This is a genomic window from Paenibacillus rhizoplanae, assembly GCF_042684125.1.
GTDB classification, from domain to species: Bacteria; Bacillota; Bacilli; order Paenibacillales; family Paenibacillaceae; genus Paenibacillus_AQ; species Paenibacillus_AQ rhizoplanae.
Genome location: NZ_JBHUKY010000028.1, coordinates 98,851 through 117,959, shown reverse-complemented (window position 1 = coordinate 117,959; position 19,109 = coordinate 98,851). Strand labels below are relative to the sequence as shown.

General features: G+C 56.2%; 15 protein-coding genes. 1 reads left to right on the top strand and 14 read right to left on the bottom strand.

Going from position 1 to position 19,109, the window contains the following annotated elements; all coding sequences use genetic code 11:
* Positions 1-202: 202 nt before the first annotated feature.
* Positions 203-1,159 carry a 3'-5' exoribonuclease YhaM family protein gene (locus ACFSX3_RS17075; RefSeq protein WP_209991521.1) on the bottom strand — a complete coding sequence of 319 codons (957 nt, stop codon included), beginning with the start codon at positions 1,157-1,159 and terminating at the stop codon, positions 203-205.
* A 192-nt stretch (positions 1,160-1,351) separates the two neighbouring features.
* Positions 1,352-3,655, bottom strand: a complete 2,304-nt coding sequence (locus ACFSX3_RS17070) for an FMN-binding protein (protein ID WP_209991522.1) — start codon at positions 3,653-3,655, stop codon at positions 1,352-1,354.
* Positions 3,656-4,140: 485 nt separating this feature from the next.
* On the opposite strand from ACFSX3_RS17070, the gene hemH reads away from it, so the two are divergent.
* Entirely contained in the window at positions 4,141-5,163 is a 1,023-nt protein-coding gene (gene hemH / locus ACFSX3_RS17065; RefSeq protein WP_209991523.1) for a ferrochelatase, read from the top strand.
* Between the two features lie 78 nt (positions 5,164-5,241).
* On the opposite strand, the gene ACFSX3_RS17060 is transcribed toward hemH, so the two are convergent.
* The 12 genes from ACFSX3_RS17060 to ACFSX3_RS17005 all read right to left on the bottom strand — a co-directional run bounded on the left by ACFSX3_RS17060 (position 5,242) and on the right by ACFSX3_RS17005 (position 19,092).
* The gene (locus tag ACFSX3_RS17060; RefSeq protein WP_209991524.1) at positions 5,242-5,697 is read right to left on the bottom strand and encodes an IDEAL domain-containing protein; all 456 of its coding nucleotides are present in this window, start codon (positions 5,695-5,697) and stop codon (positions 5,242-5,244) included.
* A 726-nt stretch (positions 5,698-6,423) separates the two neighbouring features.
* Positions 6,424-8,232 (bottom strand): adenine deaminase, encoded by a 1,809-nt coding sequence (locus tag ACFSX3_RS17055; RefSeq protein ID WP_209991718.1) that lies wholly within the window; start codon positions 8,230-8,232, stop codon positions 6,424-6,426.
* Positions 8,233-8,327: 95 nt separating this feature from the next.
* Complete coding sequence (locus tag ACFSX3_RS17050; protein ID WP_209991525.1) at positions 8,328-9,560, bottom strand: pyridoxal-phosphate-dependent aminotransferase family protein; 1,233 nt, start codon at positions 9,558-9,560, stop codon at positions 8,328-8,330.
* A 38-nt stretch (positions 9,561-9,598) separates the two neighbouring features.
* Positions 9,599-10,930, bottom strand: a complete 1,332-nt coding sequence (locus ACFSX3_RS17045; protein WP_379257482.1) for a Zn-dependent hydrolase — start codon at positions 10,928-10,930, stop codon at positions 9,599-9,601.
* Entirely contained in the window at positions 10,894-12,291 is a 1,398-nt protein-coding gene (gene allB / locus ACFSX3_RS17040; RefSeq protein WP_209991527.1) for an allantoinase AllB, read from the bottom strand. The genes ACFSX3_RS17045 and allB overlap by 37 nt, the downstream gene beginning before the upstream one ends.
* Positions 12,292-12,353: 62 nt before the next feature.
* Positions 12,354-12,743 (bottom strand): hydroxyisourate hydrolase, encoded by a 390-nt coding sequence (uraH, locus tag ACFSX3_RS17035; RefSeq protein WP_209991719.1) that lies wholly within the window; start codon positions 12,741-12,743, stop codon positions 12,354-12,356.
* A 48-nt stretch (positions 12,744-12,791) separates the two neighbouring features.
* The gene (uraD, locus tag ACFSX3_RS17030) at positions 12,792-13,310 is read right to left on the bottom strand and encodes a 2-oxo-4-hydroxy-4-carboxy-5-ureidoimidazoline decarboxylase (protein ID WP_209991528.1); all 519 of its coding nucleotides are present in this window, start codon (positions 13,308-13,310) and stop codon (positions 12,792-12,794) included.
* Positions 13,311-13,362: 52 nt separating this feature from the next.
* Positions 13,363-14,292 carry an ABC transporter permease gene (locus tag ACFSX3_RS17025; RefSeq protein WP_209991529.1) on the bottom strand — a complete coding sequence of 310 codons (930 nt, stop codon included), beginning with the start codon at positions 14,290-14,292 and terminating at the stop codon, positions 13,363-13,365.
* A gap of 30 nt (positions 14,293-14,322) precedes the next feature.
* Positions 14,323-15,438: an ABC transporter permease gene (locus tag ACFSX3_RS17020; RefSeq protein ID WP_209991530.1), complete on the bottom strand. Its 1,116-nt coding sequence runs from the start codon at positions 15,436-15,438 to the stop codon at positions 14,323-14,325.
* Positions 15,435-16,967 carry an ABC transporter ATP-binding protein gene (locus ACFSX3_RS17015; RefSeq protein WP_209991531.1) on the bottom strand — a complete coding sequence of 511 codons (1,533 nt, stop codon included), beginning with the start codon at positions 16,965-16,967 and terminating at the stop codon, positions 15,435-15,437. The genes ACFSX3_RS17020 and ACFSX3_RS17015 overlap by 4 nt, the downstream gene beginning before the upstream one ends.
* A gap of 107 nt (positions 16,968-17,074) precedes the next feature.
* Complete coding sequence (locus tag ACFSX3_RS17010; RefSeq protein WP_209991532.1) at positions 17,075-18,250, bottom strand: BMP family ABC transporter substrate-binding protein; 1,176 nt, start codon at positions 18,248-18,250, stop codon at positions 17,075-17,077.
* Positions 18,251-18,462: 212 nt separating this feature from the next.
* Entirely contained in the window at positions 18,463-19,092 is a 630-nt protein-coding gene (locus ACFSX3_RS17005) for an NTP transferase domain-containing protein (RefSeq protein ID WP_209991533.1), read from the bottom strand.
* Positions 19,093-19,109: the final 17 nt, after the last annotated feature.

Below are 19,109 nucleotides of genomic sequence, written 5' to 3'. Positions count from 1 at the left end.
ACGACTACAGCATCTTTTAGAATGGATGCGACGGATGCCACCCACTTATTTTCATTCCTGGGGGTGACAAGGCCTCTGTCTTGTCATGCCTGTTTTTCGCATACGTTCTGCGCGTCCTAATCCTAAAAAAAGCAATCCCCCCAAACCGCAACTACGGGATGGGGGAATTGCTTTTTTTTCAGCGATATAAGGGTCTCAATCGTTATAACTTCAGCCGGTAGACGGCCTTATTCTCCAGACCTCTAATGAACGGCGTCCATTCCTCTGTCTCTGGAGTGGTATCAAGGGCGTCCTCCACCATTTGCAGCTTGGCATCCATGGCATCAATATGATGCAGGGCAACCGCTTCAGCCGTCTGCGGCTGGACCGGGCTTCCCCACTCGCCCAGATTATGATGGGATAATACCAGATGCTGAAGCGCCAGGATTTTCTCAGAATCCAGATCAATGCCGGTACGAATTGCCGCTTCCGTAATCCAGCTGGAGGCCATGGAAATATGCCCGATCAGCTTGCCCTTCACACTGTAGTCCGACACAATGCCGTACTGCGAGATCATCTCTTCCGGCTTGGCGATATCATGGAGGATGATGCCCGCTCTCATCAGATCAGGATTCAGGAACGGACGCTGCTTGCACAGGAAATCTCCAATCTCCAGCATTCTGACCATATGATAAGCCAGTCCGGCAAAATAAGCATGATGATGGGTTTTGGCCGCCGGATAATGCATCAGCTTCTCCTCTACCTTACCGACACAGAAGTTAACAACTGACGCAATTTCCGGGTCGGCAATGCTGGCCATCGCGTTTTTGATCGTATGGACCAGGTCCACGGGACGCACAGGAGCCGAGCGGATGAAGTCCGTAAGCGACACTCCGTCGGATTCATCCACCAGTCTGACCTTGGTGACCTTGACCTGGAGCTTCTCCCGGTAGGTATGGGCAATTCCGCGGACCTTCACCAGTGCCATCGGAAAAAAAGTCTCCTTATCCGTCACACTGACGTCCCAATATTTAGCCGAAATCTGACCGCTGGAATCACCTAGTACAATATCGAAGTAATCCTTGGGAGGAGTCCCGTTCGTCTGTTTCAGTACCAGTTCTCTAAGCAGATAGAAGCCGGTGAATTCATCCTGCGGGGCTAGCTGTTTGATTAATGTCATTGTGAAGCCTCCTATTACTTACAGGTCTTGGCCTGCTGTGTATATTAGTGTGTATATTAGAGGTTTGACACTCCCTTCCCAAATCCCTTTAAATTACTATACGATTGGCATTCCTATTTATGTCCACACCTGCAAAAAGGGCTGTCCCGGCCATTTACATGGCCAAGGACAACCCTCAGTGAATGGATTCTGTTATTTGCCGGCAGATTCGAGCGCTGCTTTGATCGCTTCTACCGCTTTGGCGGAGATGGCTTTCTGGGCATCATTCGCTCCGAAGGCTGCTGCACGGTACCCGTACTTATGCAGTCCCTTGCCGTTCGAGGTATTCTCGATCTCGTATTTCACCAGCAGCTCATCATCCGTCAGATTATATCTTACTTTACCTTTATCATCCAGGTAGTACACAGCCATAGTTACAGGCACATTATACTTAGTAGTAACCATAACATTTACAGTCTTATCCACACTTGCACCGATGAAAATCCCGTCGAAGTAAGCGGCCTTATCCGTTTCCGTAATTTCCGCTTTACCATAAGCTCTGTCAACGGCTGCCTTCAGCGCATTGCTGCTGCTGGTAGCGCCGGATACCGCATCGACCCCTTGGGCACCTTCTCTTGTGCCTGCGGCCAGGAAGCTGGCGGTCAGAACCGGAATGGCTTTTTGCACCTCAGCATAAGCGGCTTTACCCAGATCCACCATGTTCATGCCAACACGGGAAAGAGCAACATTTACGATCTTGCCGTTACGCAGTGTAACGTCTGCTTTGTTCGTGCCTTTGTCATAAGCATCACCATAAGCGGTGAAGGTGCCGTCTTTATAAGTGCCTTGTACTTTGGACGCATTGGTCAAAGCATCAGTCAGAGCTGCTTCTGCTGCAGCCGACAGAGCTTCCTGTCCGGCAATATCCAGAGCCTGCACGCCGCTTGCGAGCAGTCCGGCAGTCAGCTGGTCTACAAGGGATTTCTGTGCTTCAGTACGCTTGTCGTCAGCAATCAGCTTGCCGTCTGTACCGAACAGGCTCAGCTTGATTCCCGTTACTTGGTCGGCCTCGACATCAACCAGCACCATAACCTTGGACTGATTATCCACACCGGCAAATTTACCGTCGAAATACTGACCTTCACTCGGAACCTTCAAGGCTTTCTCAAAAGCACGCTCTACCGCCTGGTTCCAGCCGTGGCTGCTCTCGGTAGCGCCCGAAATTCCGTCTACCTTCTCGTCATATTTGGCAAAATAAGAGCCGTTAGCCAGCAGCTTGGCTGTCATCGGAGCATTCGCCTTCACAACCTCCGCATAAGCGGTTGCGCCTCTGTCGATCAAGTTGTTGCCCAGTCTGAACAGCTTCACATCCACCAGCTTGCCGTTGCGGATCACAACATCCGCTCTTTCCACGCCTACACTTCTTGCTGTACCGTAGGAAGAGTAGAATCCGTCAACATAAGCAGCCTTGTTGTTGATGCTGGCATTCTGTTCGGCATCCCAGAAGGCGTTCACTGCGGCTTTGGTCTCTGCCTCGAAGCCGGCTACCGGCTGCACACTAGCACCTTTGGCAAGCAGTGCAGGAGTGATTGCTGCAATCGCTGCGGTCTGTTCAGCAGTATAGGTCTTCTCATCCACGAAATCTCCGGTAGCGCTCAGCGGATACAATTTAACCGCAGTCAGCTTGTTTGCTTCATAGGTAGCAAAGACTGCGTATTTAGCCTCAGGGTCTACACCCATGTGGACTCCGCCAAAATATGTGGCATCAGCCGCTTGGTGCGCAAGCGATCTCTCAAAAGCTCTGTCTACAGACAGCTTCCAGCCGTTGCTGGTACGGGTTGCGCCGGATACAGCGTCAACCGCAGCCGCGCCGTCTCTGGTTTTGCCCATCAGTCTGTCTTTCATCAGGCCATAGGCTGCCCACACGCCGCTGTAATTCTCACGGGCATTGCGGTCGATGATCTTCGGGCTGGTTCTGAGCAGCTCGATATCGGAGATCTTGCCGTCTTTAATCGTTACCTTCGCACCCTCTGTACCCTTGGAATACGCATCTCCATAGGCCACATATACTCCGTCCTGATATACATCCTCGTGCACAGTAACTGGTGCTGCTGTTGCTACAGGCTTCGCAGTTGCCGCTGGCTTCGCAGAAGCCTTGGCGGATGCTGCCGGTGCAGTGGTTGCTTTAGCTGTTGCTGCCGGTGCAGCTGTTGCTTTCGGAGTGGCTGCCGGTTTGGCTGTCGCCTTCGGGGTTGCCGCCGGTTTGGCTGTTGCCTTCGGAGTGGCTGCCGGTTTGGCTGTTGCCTTCGGAGTGGCTGCCGGTTTGGCTGTTGCCTTCGGAGTGGCTACTGGTCTGGCCGTTGCCTTCGGAGCGGGTTTAGCAGTCGCTGCCGGCGCTTCTTCCGAGGCTGCTGAAACCGCATCCACCTTCAGATTCAAGGCCGGTGCGTTAATCGTGTAGGCTAGTGGCGCGAGCAGCAAGGCTGCGCTTACAGTCAAAGAAATTAGTTTTTTCAAATGCGTATGCTCCTTTATTATTCCCCAGTAGTATGTAGCGTTTTCAAACCGTTTTGGTCCATTCATTTCTTTCTGATTACGAAGAGCAGCCAACTCTTCCTGAACATCACCCACTCCTTCCTTCAATCCTGCTCGGCCCAGCCCGTGTAAGAAAAGATTCATCTATATATACAATCTTTCAAAAGGTGAAAAAAAATCACATACTGCAGTGAATTAATTCACATAGGTGGACTTCAAGCTGCTGGTGAATATTTCTGGCTTGATGGTAACAAAATTGAAACTCTTTTCTCTGTGTAGAAAATCACACACCCTATAAGAAACATCACTTTTTTGCAATAACATAAAATATATATTTCTTCCGCCTCTCATAATCTCCCATATCCTCCTTCATATGATATCCGTGCGATATATTATATTGTGTGGTTGTGCTTGAATATGATATTTTTAAACGATGTCATGTTCATGGAAAGGAGCAACAGCCGCTTATGAATCAGTCGTGTATAGGCGTTATTCTTGCTCAGATCGGAACTCCTGACGCCCCGAGCGCCAAGGCGGTCCGCCCCTATCTGAAGCGGTTTCTGTCTGACCGCAGAATCATTGATTATCATCCGCTGCTCTGGCAGCCGCTGCTGCGCGGCATTATTCTGCGCACCCGTCCGCGCCGGTCCGCGAAGCTGTATCAGGAGATCTGGATGGAAGAGGGCTCGCCTCTGCTCGTCCACTCCAGAACACAGCAGGCAGCGCTCCAGGCACTGCTGGGCAGCAGCTATCAAGTCGAGCTGGGGCTTGCTTACAGCACCCCCGGCATGGCTGAAGCCTTCCGCAAGCTGGAAGCTTCGGGAGTGACCCGCATCATTGTCCTTCCGTTATTCCCGCAGTACTCCTCGACGACAACAGCTTCCGTCTATGAAGCTGCAAGCTTCGCCGCTCTGGGACGGCATAGCCGTTACGGGCAGGTATCCAAGCGCTTCGTACCGGCGCTGCGGTTCGTAGAAGCCTACCATGATGCACCCGGCTATATTGCAGCGATGCAATCCTTATTGCAGCGGCAGATCCGCGCGATGAGTGAAGAGCCGGATTATTATGTCCTGTCCTTCCACGGCATTCCCCGCCGTTATGCCGAGACCGGAGATCCCTATCCGCAGCAGTGCCAGGAGACAGGCCGTCTGCTCGCAGAAGCGATAGGCTGGACCCCGGAACGCTGGCAGCTCTCCTTCCAGTCCCGCTTCGGGCCGGAGACCTGGGTGGGTCCGTCCACTGCGGATACGCTGAAGGAGCTTCACGGACGCGGAATCCGGCGGCCGCTGATTTTCTCACCCGGACTTGTCACTGACTGCCTCGAAACGCTGCATGAGCTGGGAGTAGAAGGCCGGGAGCTCTTCGCCATGGGCGGCGGAAACGCCGAGATGCTGGAGGTGGCCCCTTGTCTGAACGACACGGAAGAGTGGATCAGCTTCCTCGCGGAACTGGTAAGCGGCACAGCCCAGGGGTGGCACCCCGCTATATAAATTCTATATTTTAAACAATAAGCCGCCCGGTCTACAGGTACCTTGATCCTGTGAACGGGCGGCTTATTAGAGTTATGATTACTGAAGAGTGAGCTGTTTATATTTGGCAGTCAGTTCCTCGAACCACTGCTTATCCTGCAAAGTCAGCGCAAAATCAATCAATTCGGCAATTTCATCAGGCTGCAGATCCGGCGAATCCTTGAAGCTGATCTCGGCCGAAGCCGCCGCTTCCCCCTCCGAGCCCTCCGCAAAATCATAGGAGAACATCAGCTTGATGTCACTTTCCAGAAACTCATTGCGCAGGAAGTAGAGCACCTCGCACATCAGAACAGGTCTGACATGGTTCTCGAACACACATTCCATGACCTTAGCCCAATAATGCTGGTTGCTGAGATGCAGTTTATCATTGGTCAGCAGATACTGCTCACCCTGATAATCATTGACAAATTTCAGTTCAACCGGCTCCATTTTAAAAATACCGGTAATTTGCTTCCTGGTGATATTCAAGATGTCCTGTGTTTCTAATCTCATCATTCTCATGCACCCCGTTCCTCAGGTTTGGACTATCTGTATATGCTGAATTTTCATGATTCGACAATAATTTTAACTAATTTAAAAGTATTATCGTCTTTTCCGCCCCTATTGTTAATGCTTTTTCATTAAAAACTTAAAATTTTCTGTTTCACGCTGCGAAAAATCGGTTAATTAATATCTTTTTTATGCCCACAGACGAAGGACAAAGCGGTGCAGGATATGGAGTATGAATTACGGCGACGCTTAGGAGCGGCCTACGCGGCGCGTCCGGTCGTATTGTGTTCGGTTTTTCGATTACATTTGGCCTACGCGGCGCTCCCAGTCCCATTGTGTTCGGTTTTTCGATTACATTTGGCCTAAGTGGCGCTCCCAGTCCCATTGTGTTCGGTTTTTCGATTACATTTGGCCGATGCGGCGCGTCCGGTCCTATTGTGTTCGGTTTTTCGATTACATTTGGCCGATGCGGCGCGTCCAGTCCTATTGTATTCGGTCTATCAGGTACACCTCCCTCTCCTCCCGGCGATCCTTCAGCCACGTTCAGCAACAAAGTCACTCTACGAATCATTCTAAGAACGCTTATCCACAAATCTATGCGCAAGCTTCTCCACAATAGACGGGAACTATAATTTCCTAAACAACAAACAAAAAGCCACCCAGTCTGTGAAAGACTGAATGGCTCAAGATTAGAATACTAGTATATCTTCCCCGGCAGGAAGTCCCGCAGCCTTAGCTGACGAACAACGGTACCAGTTGAATTCCCTCTTCGGGGGAGATCCGCACCAAGCCTTTATCGGAGATCCGCAGTGTGGGGATAACCGCCAGGGCCAGCAGAGACAGGGTCATAAAAGCATAGTTCAGCGTACAGCCCGCATCATATAACGCTTTGCTGATGGCAGCAGATTGCGCAGCGGCAATCTCGAATGGCTCTGCGGACATCAGTCCGGCAATCGCCAGCGGGAACAAGGTGGTCCCGGCAGCGGTAATCACCGCAACACCGCCCTGCGCTTCCGTCACGGCAGCTGCTGCCTGCGCCATTAGGCCATCATCGTTGCCGATGACCAGCACATTATGGCTGTCATGAGCTACAGTCATCGCTATGGCCGCAGGCTCGCGGAAGCCGATGCCCTGCACGACCCCGACAGATTTGTTGCCGGTTCCCTTGTGCCGCTCCAAAACAGCGATTTTGCACAGGCCGCCCTGCACAACCAGCTCCGATCCAGCCACTGGCAGGCTCATGATCAGCTCGCCGGTTTCCACATGGTTCTCAATGACCTGGATGACCCGCGTAGCCAGAACACCTTCCTCAATGGGCGCGTGGATCACGAAGTCTGCGGGAACCGGAGGCTGCTGCAGATGCACAGAGGCCAGTACTTCATCCGGGTAGGTGTAAGGACTCAGCACAGCCGTCATGCTTCCGTTCTCAGCCACAACAACGCCAGCCGCAATTGTCATGACCACATGAACATCGGCCAGATTTCCGTCCAGCAGAATGATATCCGCGCAGGAGCCCGGCGTGATGGAGCCGATATCGCGGGCTACGCCGAAGCGCTCGGCTGTGTTGATCGTTGCCATCTGAAAAGCCGTGACCGGCTTCACCCCCTGGGAGATCGCATGGCGCACGACAAAATCCATATGCCCCTCATCGCGCAGCGATTCGGAGCTGCGGTCATCTGTCACCAGCATCATCCGGCGCGGGTCCAGCCCGTGCTCGGTATGCGCCGTGATGGTTTTGGCGACATCATGCCAGGCAGAGCCGCGGCGCATTTTGGCATACATCCCCAGACGTACACGTTCGATCACATCCTCCGCTGTCACACACTCATGATCCCCTGTCACCCCTGCTGCGGCATAGACCGGAAGTCTCCAGTCACTCGCCGGCCAGGTGAAATGCCCGTCAACATACCGTCCCGCACGCAGCGTGGCCTGGATCTCTCCGATCATCTTCTCATCGCCGTAGACTACACCCGGGAAGTTCATGACTTCGCCGAGCGCGATCACATCCTCGCCCCAGGTGTAGGCTTCCGCTACTTCCTCCGGTCCGATGGACGCGCCGGTTGTCTCAAATTCCGCGCCCGCAGAAGGGACACAGGAAGCCACCTGCATATAGGCAGCCAGCGGCGTTCCCCGCATCTCGTCCAGCATCAGCTTAATTCCCTTTAGCCCGAATACGTTGGCAATCTCATGGGCGTCGAAGAAGCCTCCGGTCGTCCCCAGCGGCAGCACTGCGCGGGCGAATTCAGTCACCGTCAATTGAGTGCTCTCGATATGGCAGTGTCCGTCAATCAAGCCGGGAGCAATGTATCTGCCCGCCGCATCAATAACCTGCGTTCTCTCCCCAATCGTATGGGAGACGTCCTTGCCGACGTAAGCAATGCGCCCGCCCTGTACAGCGACGGACATGCCGTCCAGAATCTCACCGGAGCATACATTGACCAGCTTGCCGCCTGTAATTACCAGTGTAGCCTTCTGATCTCCCCGGGCTGTAGCTACCAGCTCAGGCACGCAGTCGGCCAATGGTTGTCGTGTATAAGTCATCATGTGCACTCCCTTCCGGTTATCTATTTAGAAAAAACGGCCCTGACACCCCTCAAGGGGCGCAAGCCGTCACTTAAACAAATCGCATTGTATGATTATCTTACTTTTGAATCATATACGTCAAGTGCCGCCTGAACGCCCTGACTGGCAGGTACCGCGTACCCATGGCGGATAAGCACGGCCTCCAGCGCGCCAAGCAGACGCAGCACATTATTCTCCCGGCAGCTGAAGCCCATGGTACCGATCCGCCAGATCTGGCCTTGTAACGGTCCGAAGGAGCTGGCGATCTCAATCCCGAAGCGGCCCAGCAGCATGGAACGGACGGACTCTCCGTCGATTCCCGCAGGAATACGGACACAGGTGACTACAGTCAGCTTACTCTCCGCATCCCCGTATAACTCCAGACCCATAGCTGTCAGACCGGCGACCAGCGCCTGCTCGTGGAACCGGTGCCGGGCATACCGCGCTTCCAGCCCTTCCTCCAGGACCAGCCGCAGGCCTTCCCGCAGAGCATAGAGCATGGAGGTCATCTCCGTGTGGTGATTGAGCCGCCGGGGACTCCAGTAATCCTGCAGCATACTCAGGTCAAGGTAATTACTGCGCACCACAGGCAGCTCGCTGACAGCAGCAGCGTCAGTCCTAAGTCCACGTTCTACCTGCTTGCGCTTCAGCAGCTTGGCCTCAGCCCGGTCATTATACGTTACCGGGGCCATACCTGAAGGGATGGACAGGCACTTCTGCGTTCCGCCGACCACGGCATCCAGCATCCAGGCATCTGTCTCTACCGGCACCCCGCCGATCGTCGCCACGGCGTCCACAATCAGCAGCGCATCCTGCTCCCGGCAGGCCCGCCCGATCTCGGCCAGCGGCTGCACACGGCCTGTAGAGGTCTCGCCGTGAACTATCGCCACCACATCCGGCTTGAAGCGCCGTATAGCCTCAATTACCTCCTCCGGCGGAAAGACACGGCCCCAAGTCTGTTCAATCGTGAGTACTTCAGCGCCGCAGCGTTCAGCAATCTCATGGAGCAAATGACCGAAACGGCCAAAGACCGGAACCAGCACCCGGTCCCCCGGCGCAATCAGGCTGACCATCACCGCCTCAATGCCGGAACGCGAAGTCCCGTCTACCGGATACGCCCACTGATTCTTGGTGGCGAACAGCTCACGCAGCATCTCCATCGTCTCATTCATGATCTCTGTGAATTCTGGATCGAATTGTCCCAGCACCGGATAAGACATCGCCCGCAGCACACGCGGATCAACCTCCACGGGGCCGGGGGTCATAATGCACCGCAAGGACGGCGACAAATCTTCGTACCGCTTCATGATTCTCTCCCCTCCCTCAGACCCGGTCTCCCGGGATTTTACGTAACTTCAGCATAAGCTAATCTATATAATATGGCTGTCAGCACTTCCAGTCCAGCAGCGAGATCCTCCGGGGAGGTGTACTCCCCGGGGGAATGACTGATCCCGCCCCGGCTCGGCACGAAGATCATTGCGGCCGGGCAGCGCGGGGCAAACAGCTGGGCGTCATGTCCCGCACCGCTGACCATGCTCAGGTAAGGCTTCTCCTGCCGGAGACAGATCTCTTCAAGAGCCCCGCGCAGCTCCTGATCCATAGGAGCAGGGGCTGTCTCCAGCAGCGGCTGTACCTCAAGCGTCAGGCCGCGCCTGCGCCCAAGCTCAGCGAACTCCGCCAGGACCGCTGCGCAGAAGCGCTCCAGCACCCCGGCTTCGCTATGCCGGATATCCAGTGTGAACTGCACTTCGCCGGGAATCACATTGGATGTCCCCGGATAGACCTCTAGCCGCCCCGTTGTGGCTACCAGCGGATCACCCTCCGCCAGGGCGGACCGCTCCAATGCCAGCAGCATCTCCGCACTCCCGGCCAGTGCATCCTGTCTTAACCCCATCGGCGTAGTCCCTGCATGATTGGCCGTCCCGCCGACCTTGACAAGATACCGCCGCTGTCCGGCGATAGCCTGCACGACCCCGATTTTCCGGGACGTCCGCTCCAGAATAATCCCCTGTTCAATATGCAGCTCGACATAAGCGGCAATATCACTGCGCACAGGGCTACTATTGCGCCAGAAGCTTTGCTCCAGACCCGCCGCAGCTTCAGCAGCCAACCCTTCATCCCCTGCCAGGCTACAGGCCGCCATCGCTGCCCCCAGCGTGATCCCATCCGCATCTGTGCAGTCTATACATTCCTTCCCGCTATACAGCCCGGTCACATTCCCCGAGCCCCAGAACGTCAGCGGAAAGCGGCTGCCCTCTTCCTCGCAGAAGGATACCACCGCAAGCGTCCGCAGCGGCGGACCGAAGGTCTCCAGAAGATAGTGCAGCGCAGTTACAGCTGCCGCTACACCATAAGCACCGTCATACCGCCCGCCGTTCACCACCGTGTCAATATGCGAGCCGGTCAGGATAACCTTGTCGCTTACCTGAGAACCGGCCAGTGTGCCATAGACATTCCCTACCTGATCCATCCTGACCTCAAGCCCGAGCCCGGCCATTCTCTCCTGCAAAAAATGCTGAACCCCTTGCCACTCCGGCGTATACAGCAGCCGGGTAACTCCAGGACCCGGAGCGCTGTAGGCTGCGAGTTCATCCAGCAGCTTCAGCATCTCCCCGGCGGGGACATGCGGGACCGGCGGCTTCATAGCCCCGGCTGGCTGTGCCGGATACGCAGCCATTCTCCTCCGCCGCCAGCAATAACGCCTTCCGCGGCAGTATAGACAACATTGCCCCGGCAGATCGTTGCCGTTACCTTGCAGGATAAGGTCATTCCGACATAAGGGCTATGCCGGTGGCGGTACAGCAGATCCTCTGCACGCAGGGTATAGGCCGCATCTGGATCAAGCAGCACCAGATCGGCATCCAGCCCCGGTGTGATGGAGCCCTTGCGCCCCTCCAGCCCAAACCGCCGGGCAGGAAGGCCGGAGATCAGCGCTGAGATCTGCGTAACCGGCAGGCCGCGCACATGAACGCCTTCATGGAACATCAATTCCAGACTGCTCTGTGCTCCCGATATCCCGCCCCAGGCTTCCATGAACGACAGCCCGGGCGCCAGCTTCAATTCAGGCGGACAGGGGGAGTGATCGGAGGCGACCAGATCCACCCGGCCCGCAGCCAGCGCCGCCCACAGCCGGTCCCGTTCACTGCTGCTGCGCAGGGGCGGAGCGCATTTCGCCAGCGCCCCGAGAGTCTCCATGCTGTCTTCATCCAGGATGAGATAATGAGGACAGGTCTCTGCGGTCACATCCAGACCGCGCAGCTTGGCCTCATGAATCAGCTCCAGGGCTGCCGCTGTGCTGATATGGACGAAATGCAGCTTACAGCCGGTCCGCTCACTGTACAGCAGCGCCCTGGCTACAGCCTCCAGCTCCGCTTGCGGAGGACGCGAAGCCGCAAAATCCCTCGCGCCGCTGCGCCCGGCACGTAGTGCCGCCGCCCCCAGCGCCGAGGTTATCGCTTCGCTCTCCGCATGCAGGGCGAGTATCCCGCCGGTTGCAGCGATCCGAAGCATCCCCTGATACAGGGTATCATCGTCCACCTCACGGAACCGGCCCTCGCCTTCACCGCCGGGATTCGAGATGAACGCCTTGAACCCGGTAACGCCCGCTGCCGCCAGTCCCTCCAGCTCCTCCAGATTCCCGGGCACCAGTCCGCCCCACAGCACATAATCCACCGCCGAGTTCCCGGCTGCGGCCTCCGCCTTCAGCCGGAGCGCCTCCAGATTCACCGTCGGCGGATTCCCGTTCAGCGGCATATCCGCATAACAGGTGCAGCCGCCAGCCGCTAGAGCAGCTGACCCGCTCCGGAAGCCCTCCCAGTGACCGAACGCAGGCTCATTGAAGTGAACATGCATGTCGATCATGCCGGGCAGCACATATTGTCCTTCCGCATCCAGAATTCTGGTCCCGGTCGATGCCTGTAAGGCTTCGCCCAGTGCAGCGATTTTGCCATCCTTCACCCCGATCTCAAGCCTGCGGACTTCTCCGGGCAGGACCACCTGTCCGTTCCTGATGATAAGCTCATAACCTTCTTCCTTCATGATAGGCCCACCTCCGGTCTATTGGCTTAAGATTAGATGCAGCGGTACGCTGAATTGCCGCGTTAACTCCCGCGATAAGTGCTGTATCCTCCAGGTGCAACCAGCAGCGGTACATGGTAATGGGCGGAGGGGTCCGGCATATTGAAGCGGATCGGAATCTGGTCCAGGAACGTGATTACAGCGCCTGCTCCCTCCTCCTCAGCCTCCGGTTCTCCGGCACCAGCCTGAGCGCCCCGGAAATAATCACCTGCCATGAACAGCAGCTCATAGCTTCCGGCCTGCATTTCTTCTCCCGCCAGCAGCGGAGCGTCCAGCCTGCCATCCTCATTCGTCACCGCCTCATGCAGCAGCACAGGCCCTCCGGTACTCAGCCGCCAGAGCTGAAGCGACAGGCCCGCAGCAGGCTTGCCCTGTGATAGATCCAGCACATGGGTAGTCAGCCGTCCGTTCATTCCAGACAATTGCGTCACCTTCCTCCTATAATATGCAGTGCCCAGCCTCTATTCCGCCCCCAGCAGATCCTCCAGCCGAAAACGAGTGATCGCACCAATCTCCAGCAACGCCTGCTCTTGCTCCTCCTCCACCGAACGGTCTACCCGCTCACAGATAGCGCTAAGAATCTCTTCTTTAGTTTTGCCCCTTACGGCGAAGATGAACGGAAAGCGGAATTTCGCTGTATAGGCGGCGTTCAGCCCGGTAAGCTGCGCGAATTCCTCCGGTGTCAGCCGGTCCAGTCCGGCCCCCTGCTGCTCAGCCGCTGAGAGCGGACTGACTGCAAGTCTTGTCGCCAGATCCGGGTGAGCTCTCAGCAGCGCCAGCACCTGGTCCGGCTCCGCCTGCCGTGCTATCTCCATCATGGCAGCATGCAGGTCCTGCACCGAATCGAACGGACGCCCACTGTACACCCCCTCTGCTACCCAAGGGGAATGCTCGAAGATGCCGCCGAGCTGCTCCACGAAGTCTGTTTTTGCCATCAAATTAATCTGTTTCAGAGTTAACCGCTCCGCCGGTATAGTCATAGGCCAGCCTCCATCCCTCTAATTTGTATATTGCCGCCTGCGCCCTTCCGGCCTAGAACCGCTGTTCGCGGATATAAGGTGTTCCCAGCGATTCCGGCGTACCGGAGGGCTTGTTGCGGTTGCGGTATCCCAGATACATCAATACGAGAATGGTTACGACGTAAGGAATCATTTTCAGAAAATAGGACGGCACCGCACTCCCCAGCAGCTGAATACGGAAGCCCAGCGAATCGAGCGCGCCGAAGAAGTAGGCGCAGAAGAGAGCGCGCAGCGGATTCCATCTGGCGAAAATCACCAGACCCACGGCGATCCAGCCCCGTCCGGCGGTCAGCCCTTCATTCCAGGTCGGTGCATACGCCAGCACCATATCCGCACCCGCCAGACCAATCAGCGCCGCTCCGGCAGTAACATAGCAGTAACGGATCAGCTGCACACGAATACCCATGACGTCCGCAGTAGCCGGATTGTCGCCGACTGCCCGCAGATGCAGCCCCCACGAGGTATGGTGAATCAGCAGATGCAGCACAAGGACGAGCAGGAGACTGAACCAGGTCAGCATATCCAGCCTGCCAAAAAGCTCCCCGAGCACCGGCACCGGCTTCAGTATCTCCAGATCCAGCTTGGGCAAACTGCCGGGCAGCGGAATGCCGCTGATCGACTTGCCCACATAAGCGCTAAGTCCGCTGCCGAACAGCGTCATCGCCAGGCCCGACATCGTCTGATTGGCCCTCAGTGTGACACATAAGAACGAATGAACCATGCCCAGAAGGGCGGTAATGATTATCGCTGAGAGTAGCGCAAGGATCAGATTCCCGCTGCGGATGTAGACGATACAAGTCGTCACTGCCCCCATCAGCATCAGCCCCTCCGCACCGAGCTGGATAATCCCGGCCCGTTCGGTCAGAATGCCTCCCAGCGTCGCCAGCAGCAGCGGTGTTCCGGCGGAGATAGCGGCGATTAATAACTGTGTAGTGAAATCCATGAGTGAACTCCCTCCTGTACGAGAATGCTGTTATGCGCTCCGGCGGATGCGGAACCGGTGAATCATGTCGCCGGCAATCAGGAAGAACAGGATCGCGCCCTGCAGCATTTCCGATATGGACGAAGGCAGTCCGATCGTCTGAACACTGTAGCCGCCCACAATCAGGCCGCCGAACAGAACCGAAGTCACAATCAGGCCCAGCGGGTTCAGCTTGGCAAGCCAGGCTACGATGATCGCCGTATAGCCATAGCCCGGTGAGATCCCCTGCATTAGCTTATGCGTAACCCCCGACACTTCAGCCATGCCGGCAATCCCGGCCAGACCGCCGCTGATCAGCATGACGATGATAATATGCTTCTTGATATGGATACCCGCATACCGGGCAGCCGTGGGATTGGCGCCGATCAGACGCAGCTCATAGCCCCAGCGGGTGAACCGGATCATCAGATAATAGATCAGCACGGCTACGAGACCGAAGACCAGCCCGATATGCAGCCGGGTGCTGCCAAGCACCGGCAGCGACTGGGCAGCCGTGAACATCGGGGAACCCGGGAAGTTGAACCCCTTCGGGTCCTTCCAGGGACCGAACACTACATAATCCAGAGCCAGCAGGGCCACATAATTCAGCATCAGCGAGGTAATCAGCTCATTGACACCGAAATGGGTCCGCGGCACCGCCGTCATCAGGCCCCACAAGGCTCCGGCCGCTGTACCGGAAACCAGCATCAGCGTGATGGACCAGAAGGACGACAGGTCCGGAAAATAGATCGTTACCGCAGTAGCCGCCATAGCACCTACCGTCAACTGGCCCTCCGCCCCGATATTCCACACAGAGATCCGGTAAGCTACAGCAATGCCTAGTCCGCAGAGCAGCAGCGGAATAGCCTTGACCATGGTTTCAGTGAACCCGTAGGAGGTACCGAAGGCTCCCCGGAACATTTTCTCATAGACGACCAGCGGGCTCATTCCATTAGCGGCGATGAACACCGCACAGAGCAAGAGCGCCAGAACAACCGACAGGATAGGCGTCCACCACGGTGAACGGGTACGGCTTGAATCATATTCCAGCCTGAGGGAGTACCACCTCCCGCTGCGCCCCGCCAGCGGCGTAAGCGTTGCAGATTCAGTTCCAGGCTTCGGACTCATACGGCACTTCCCTCCCTGCTCCGGATGCCGGCCATCATCAGACCGATTTGTTCCCGGTCCGCCTGATCATGATCGCTCTCGCCTATAATTGAACCGCCGTAGATCACCAGAATACGGTCAGATAACTGCAGCAGCTCATCCAGATCCTCAGAGATCAGCAGCACCCCGCTGCCGGAGCTGCGCAGCTCCATCAGCAGCTCATGCACCCCTGCCGCCGCACCGACATCCAGCCCTTGCGTCGGATGCACGGCTACCATCAGCTTCGGTCGGTGGCTGACCTCGCGGGCGAACAGCAGCTTCTGCTGATTCCCGCCGGACAATTGCTGCACGGGAGTATCCAGCTCCGGCGTCTTCACATTGAAGCGGTGGACCAGCTCCTGTGACCAGGAGCGGTTCCTGGCCGCCTTCAGGAAGCCGAACCGGGAATGCTCCCCGCTGCGGTAAGACTTGAACAGCAGGTTGTCAACGGACCCCAGCCGTCCGGCCAGACCGCTCTTCATCCGGTTCTCCGGCACATGCGAGATGCCCGAATCGATCGCTCCTCTTACCGAAGCTGTTTTTACAGGACTGCCGTCAAACCGGATCTCGCCCGTCCTCCATGCTCTAAGCCCTGTCAATACCTCTGCCAGCTCCTTCTGCCCGTTGCCCGCAACACCGGCCACGCCCACAATTTCGCCTTCATGAACAGTAAGCGACAGGGCATCCAGCGCCTTGCGGCCATGATCCGCAGCCACCTCCAGATCGCGGACGATCAGCAGCGGCTCTCCGGCCGTCGCCTCGCGCTCCTGACGGCTGATTGTAACCTCCCGGCCTACCATAAGCCGGGCCAGCTCCAGCTCATCCGTCTCGCCCGTCATCAGCGAAGCAATCATTTTCCCCTTGCGCATCACGGAGATCCGGTCCGAGGAGGCCATGACCTCCTTCATTTTATGCGTAGTCAAGATCACCGTCTTACCCGCCTGCTTCATCACCTGAAGCGTCTCGAACAGCTGCTCCGCCTCCCCCGGCGTCAGCACCGAGGTCGGCTCATCCAGAATGATGATATCTGCCCCCCGGTACAGCGTCTTGACAATCTCAACGCGCTGCTGTTCGCCGACAGACAGCTGCCAGATCGGCCGGTCGACGGGAAATTTCAAGCCATACCGTTCTCCAAGCACCTCTATCTCTTCATGCTTACGTTTAATCCATCTGCTGCCGCGCCAGAAAGACGACTTTTCGCCAAGCACGATATTCTCCGCCGCTGTAAGGCTCTGCACCAGTCTGAAGTTCTGAAAGACCATGCCTACACCAAGCAGTGCCGCATCCTTCGGGGAACGGATTCTGGCCGGTTTGCCATGAATGAGAATCTCCCCGGCGTCCGCCCGGTACACTCCTGACAGCATACTCATGACTGTGCTTTTCCCTGCCCCGTTCTCCCCGAGCAGCGCGTGAATCTCCCCCGCATTTGCCGAAAAATCAACTTGATCGCTGGCCGTTACAGCACCGAATGTCTTCACTATCCCGCGCATTTCAACCGAAGGGTCCTGCATGGTACTACGCTCCTTTCAGGGTAGTTATAGTACAGGTGGGGAAGGCTCCGACACCCGGAACCCGCCCCACCCGTAAGGCTGTGCTGTATGAAGATGTGTAGCTGCTGTTATTGCGGAATCGTGCCCTCGACACCCTTGACCAGCCAGTTCATGCCAAGCACCTCTTCAAGGGTCAGCTTCTGGCCGTCCTTAACGGTTACATTGCCCTTGTTGTCCGAGATCGGTCCAGTGAATACATCCAGCCCGCCGCTGATGATCTTGGCCTTGGCGTCCTCCACCAGCTTCTTCACATCCTCGGGAACCTTATTGCCGAACGGTGCCAGCTCCACCATGCCGTCCGCCATATCGCCGGAATACTGCTCACTTTTCCAGGTTCCGTCCATCACGGACTGTACAGCTTTTACATAATAAGGGCCCCAGTTCCATACAGGGTTGGTTAAGTAGTTGTCCGGTGCATACTTGCTCATATCTGAGTCATTCCCCCCGGCAAAAGCTCCCCGTTCCGCCGCAGCCTGAAGGGTAGCCGGTGAATCCTGATACGCCAGCAGGACATCCGCCCCTTTGTCGAGCAGACTGATGGCTGCCTGACGTTCAGTCGCAGGGTCATACCAGGTATTCGTCCACACCACATCCACCTTAACCGCCGGGTTGACACTCTGCGCGCCCAGCGTGAAGGCGTTCAGATTATAGATCACCTCGCTGATCGGGAAGGCTCCCACATAGCCGAGATGATTTTTCTTTGTCATTTTGCCTGCCGCGATCCCGGACAGATAGCTTGCCTGATAGTTTTTGCCGAAGTAGGTTCCCATGTTCTCTGCTGTCTTGTAGCCGGAAGCGTGCAGGAATTTCACGTTAGGGAATTTACCAGCTACATTCAAGGTGAAATCCATATAACCGAAGCTTGTGGTGAACACGATGTCATGGTTTTGCGCAAGCTCTGTGATGATCCGCTCGGCATCGGCGCTTTCCGGTACATTTTCAACGAAATCAGCCTTGATCCCAAGCTCCTTCTCCATATACAGACGGCCCTGATCATGCTGATACGTATACCCGCCGTCACCCGGAGGCCCGATATAGACAAAAGCAACCGTCGGCTTCTTCGCTGCCGGCTCAGTTGTTACCGGCGCCTCGCTGCCTGCCGGTGTACTTGCCGCCGAAGGCTCTGTCGTTGCTGCCGCACCCGTATTAGACGCCGTATTATTCTTCGCGCAACCCGTCAGAACCACCGCCAGCAGGAACATCGTGATGACGCTGAATTTGAATGCCAGACCCCTTTGTTTCATAATTCTCCTCCTCCAGGATATCTCTCCTAATGGCTACAGCCATTAATTTATCTCTACTATACTGAGGCGCAGCACTTACGTAAATTTATATAACATAGCTTTGTGTGTTTGGATAAGAAGAGGGGCCGCTTTTGTGCTTCATGCACGAAGTCATCTCAAATTAAACTTAAATTAAGTGATATTACCTTACATGCCTTTGAAAAATAGCGAATTCACTGTCTATTGCCGCTCCGCACGCTCCATTCTCTGCGGAATTCCCCGAAGCTCTCTGGCAGCCCGGCCTCTGCGAACGTCTGAACAGGCTCTTGCGGCAGAATGAGCCCCTTATACTCCTTGGTCCGCATAATGGCAGCTATGCCCTCCTCCTCGTCCAGCTCCTGAAGTCCGCCGAACAGCGTGCTTGAGAACAGGGTAGGCGGCATCAGCAATCCTTCTTGCGCACTGGTGACATAATCAAGCTCCGGGTGCTGCTCATACGCTTGAATGAACCGGCGGATCTGACCCACTGCCACAAACGGCTGATCCGCCGCTGCAATGACCACCGCCTCCGGCTGAAGCGAAGCTACAGCATTCAAGCCGCAGCGCAGTGAGAAGGACAGGCCCAAATGGGCCGTCAGACAAGTCTCAATCCGCCGCATATTCTCCGCCTTCCCGGCCGGTGGCAGCCAGCCCAAAGGATCATCCGCACGAACCACCACAACCAGCGGCGCAAGCCCGCAGGTCTCCAGCTCGCTGAGCATCGCCGCACCGGCTGAACCCGTGCCCGCCCTGTTCAGAGAACCTTCAGAGGCCCCTGCTCCATTACTGCGGCTTGCCGCCAAAAAGATTCCGGCCACCTTCATTGTTCTTCACTCCTTTT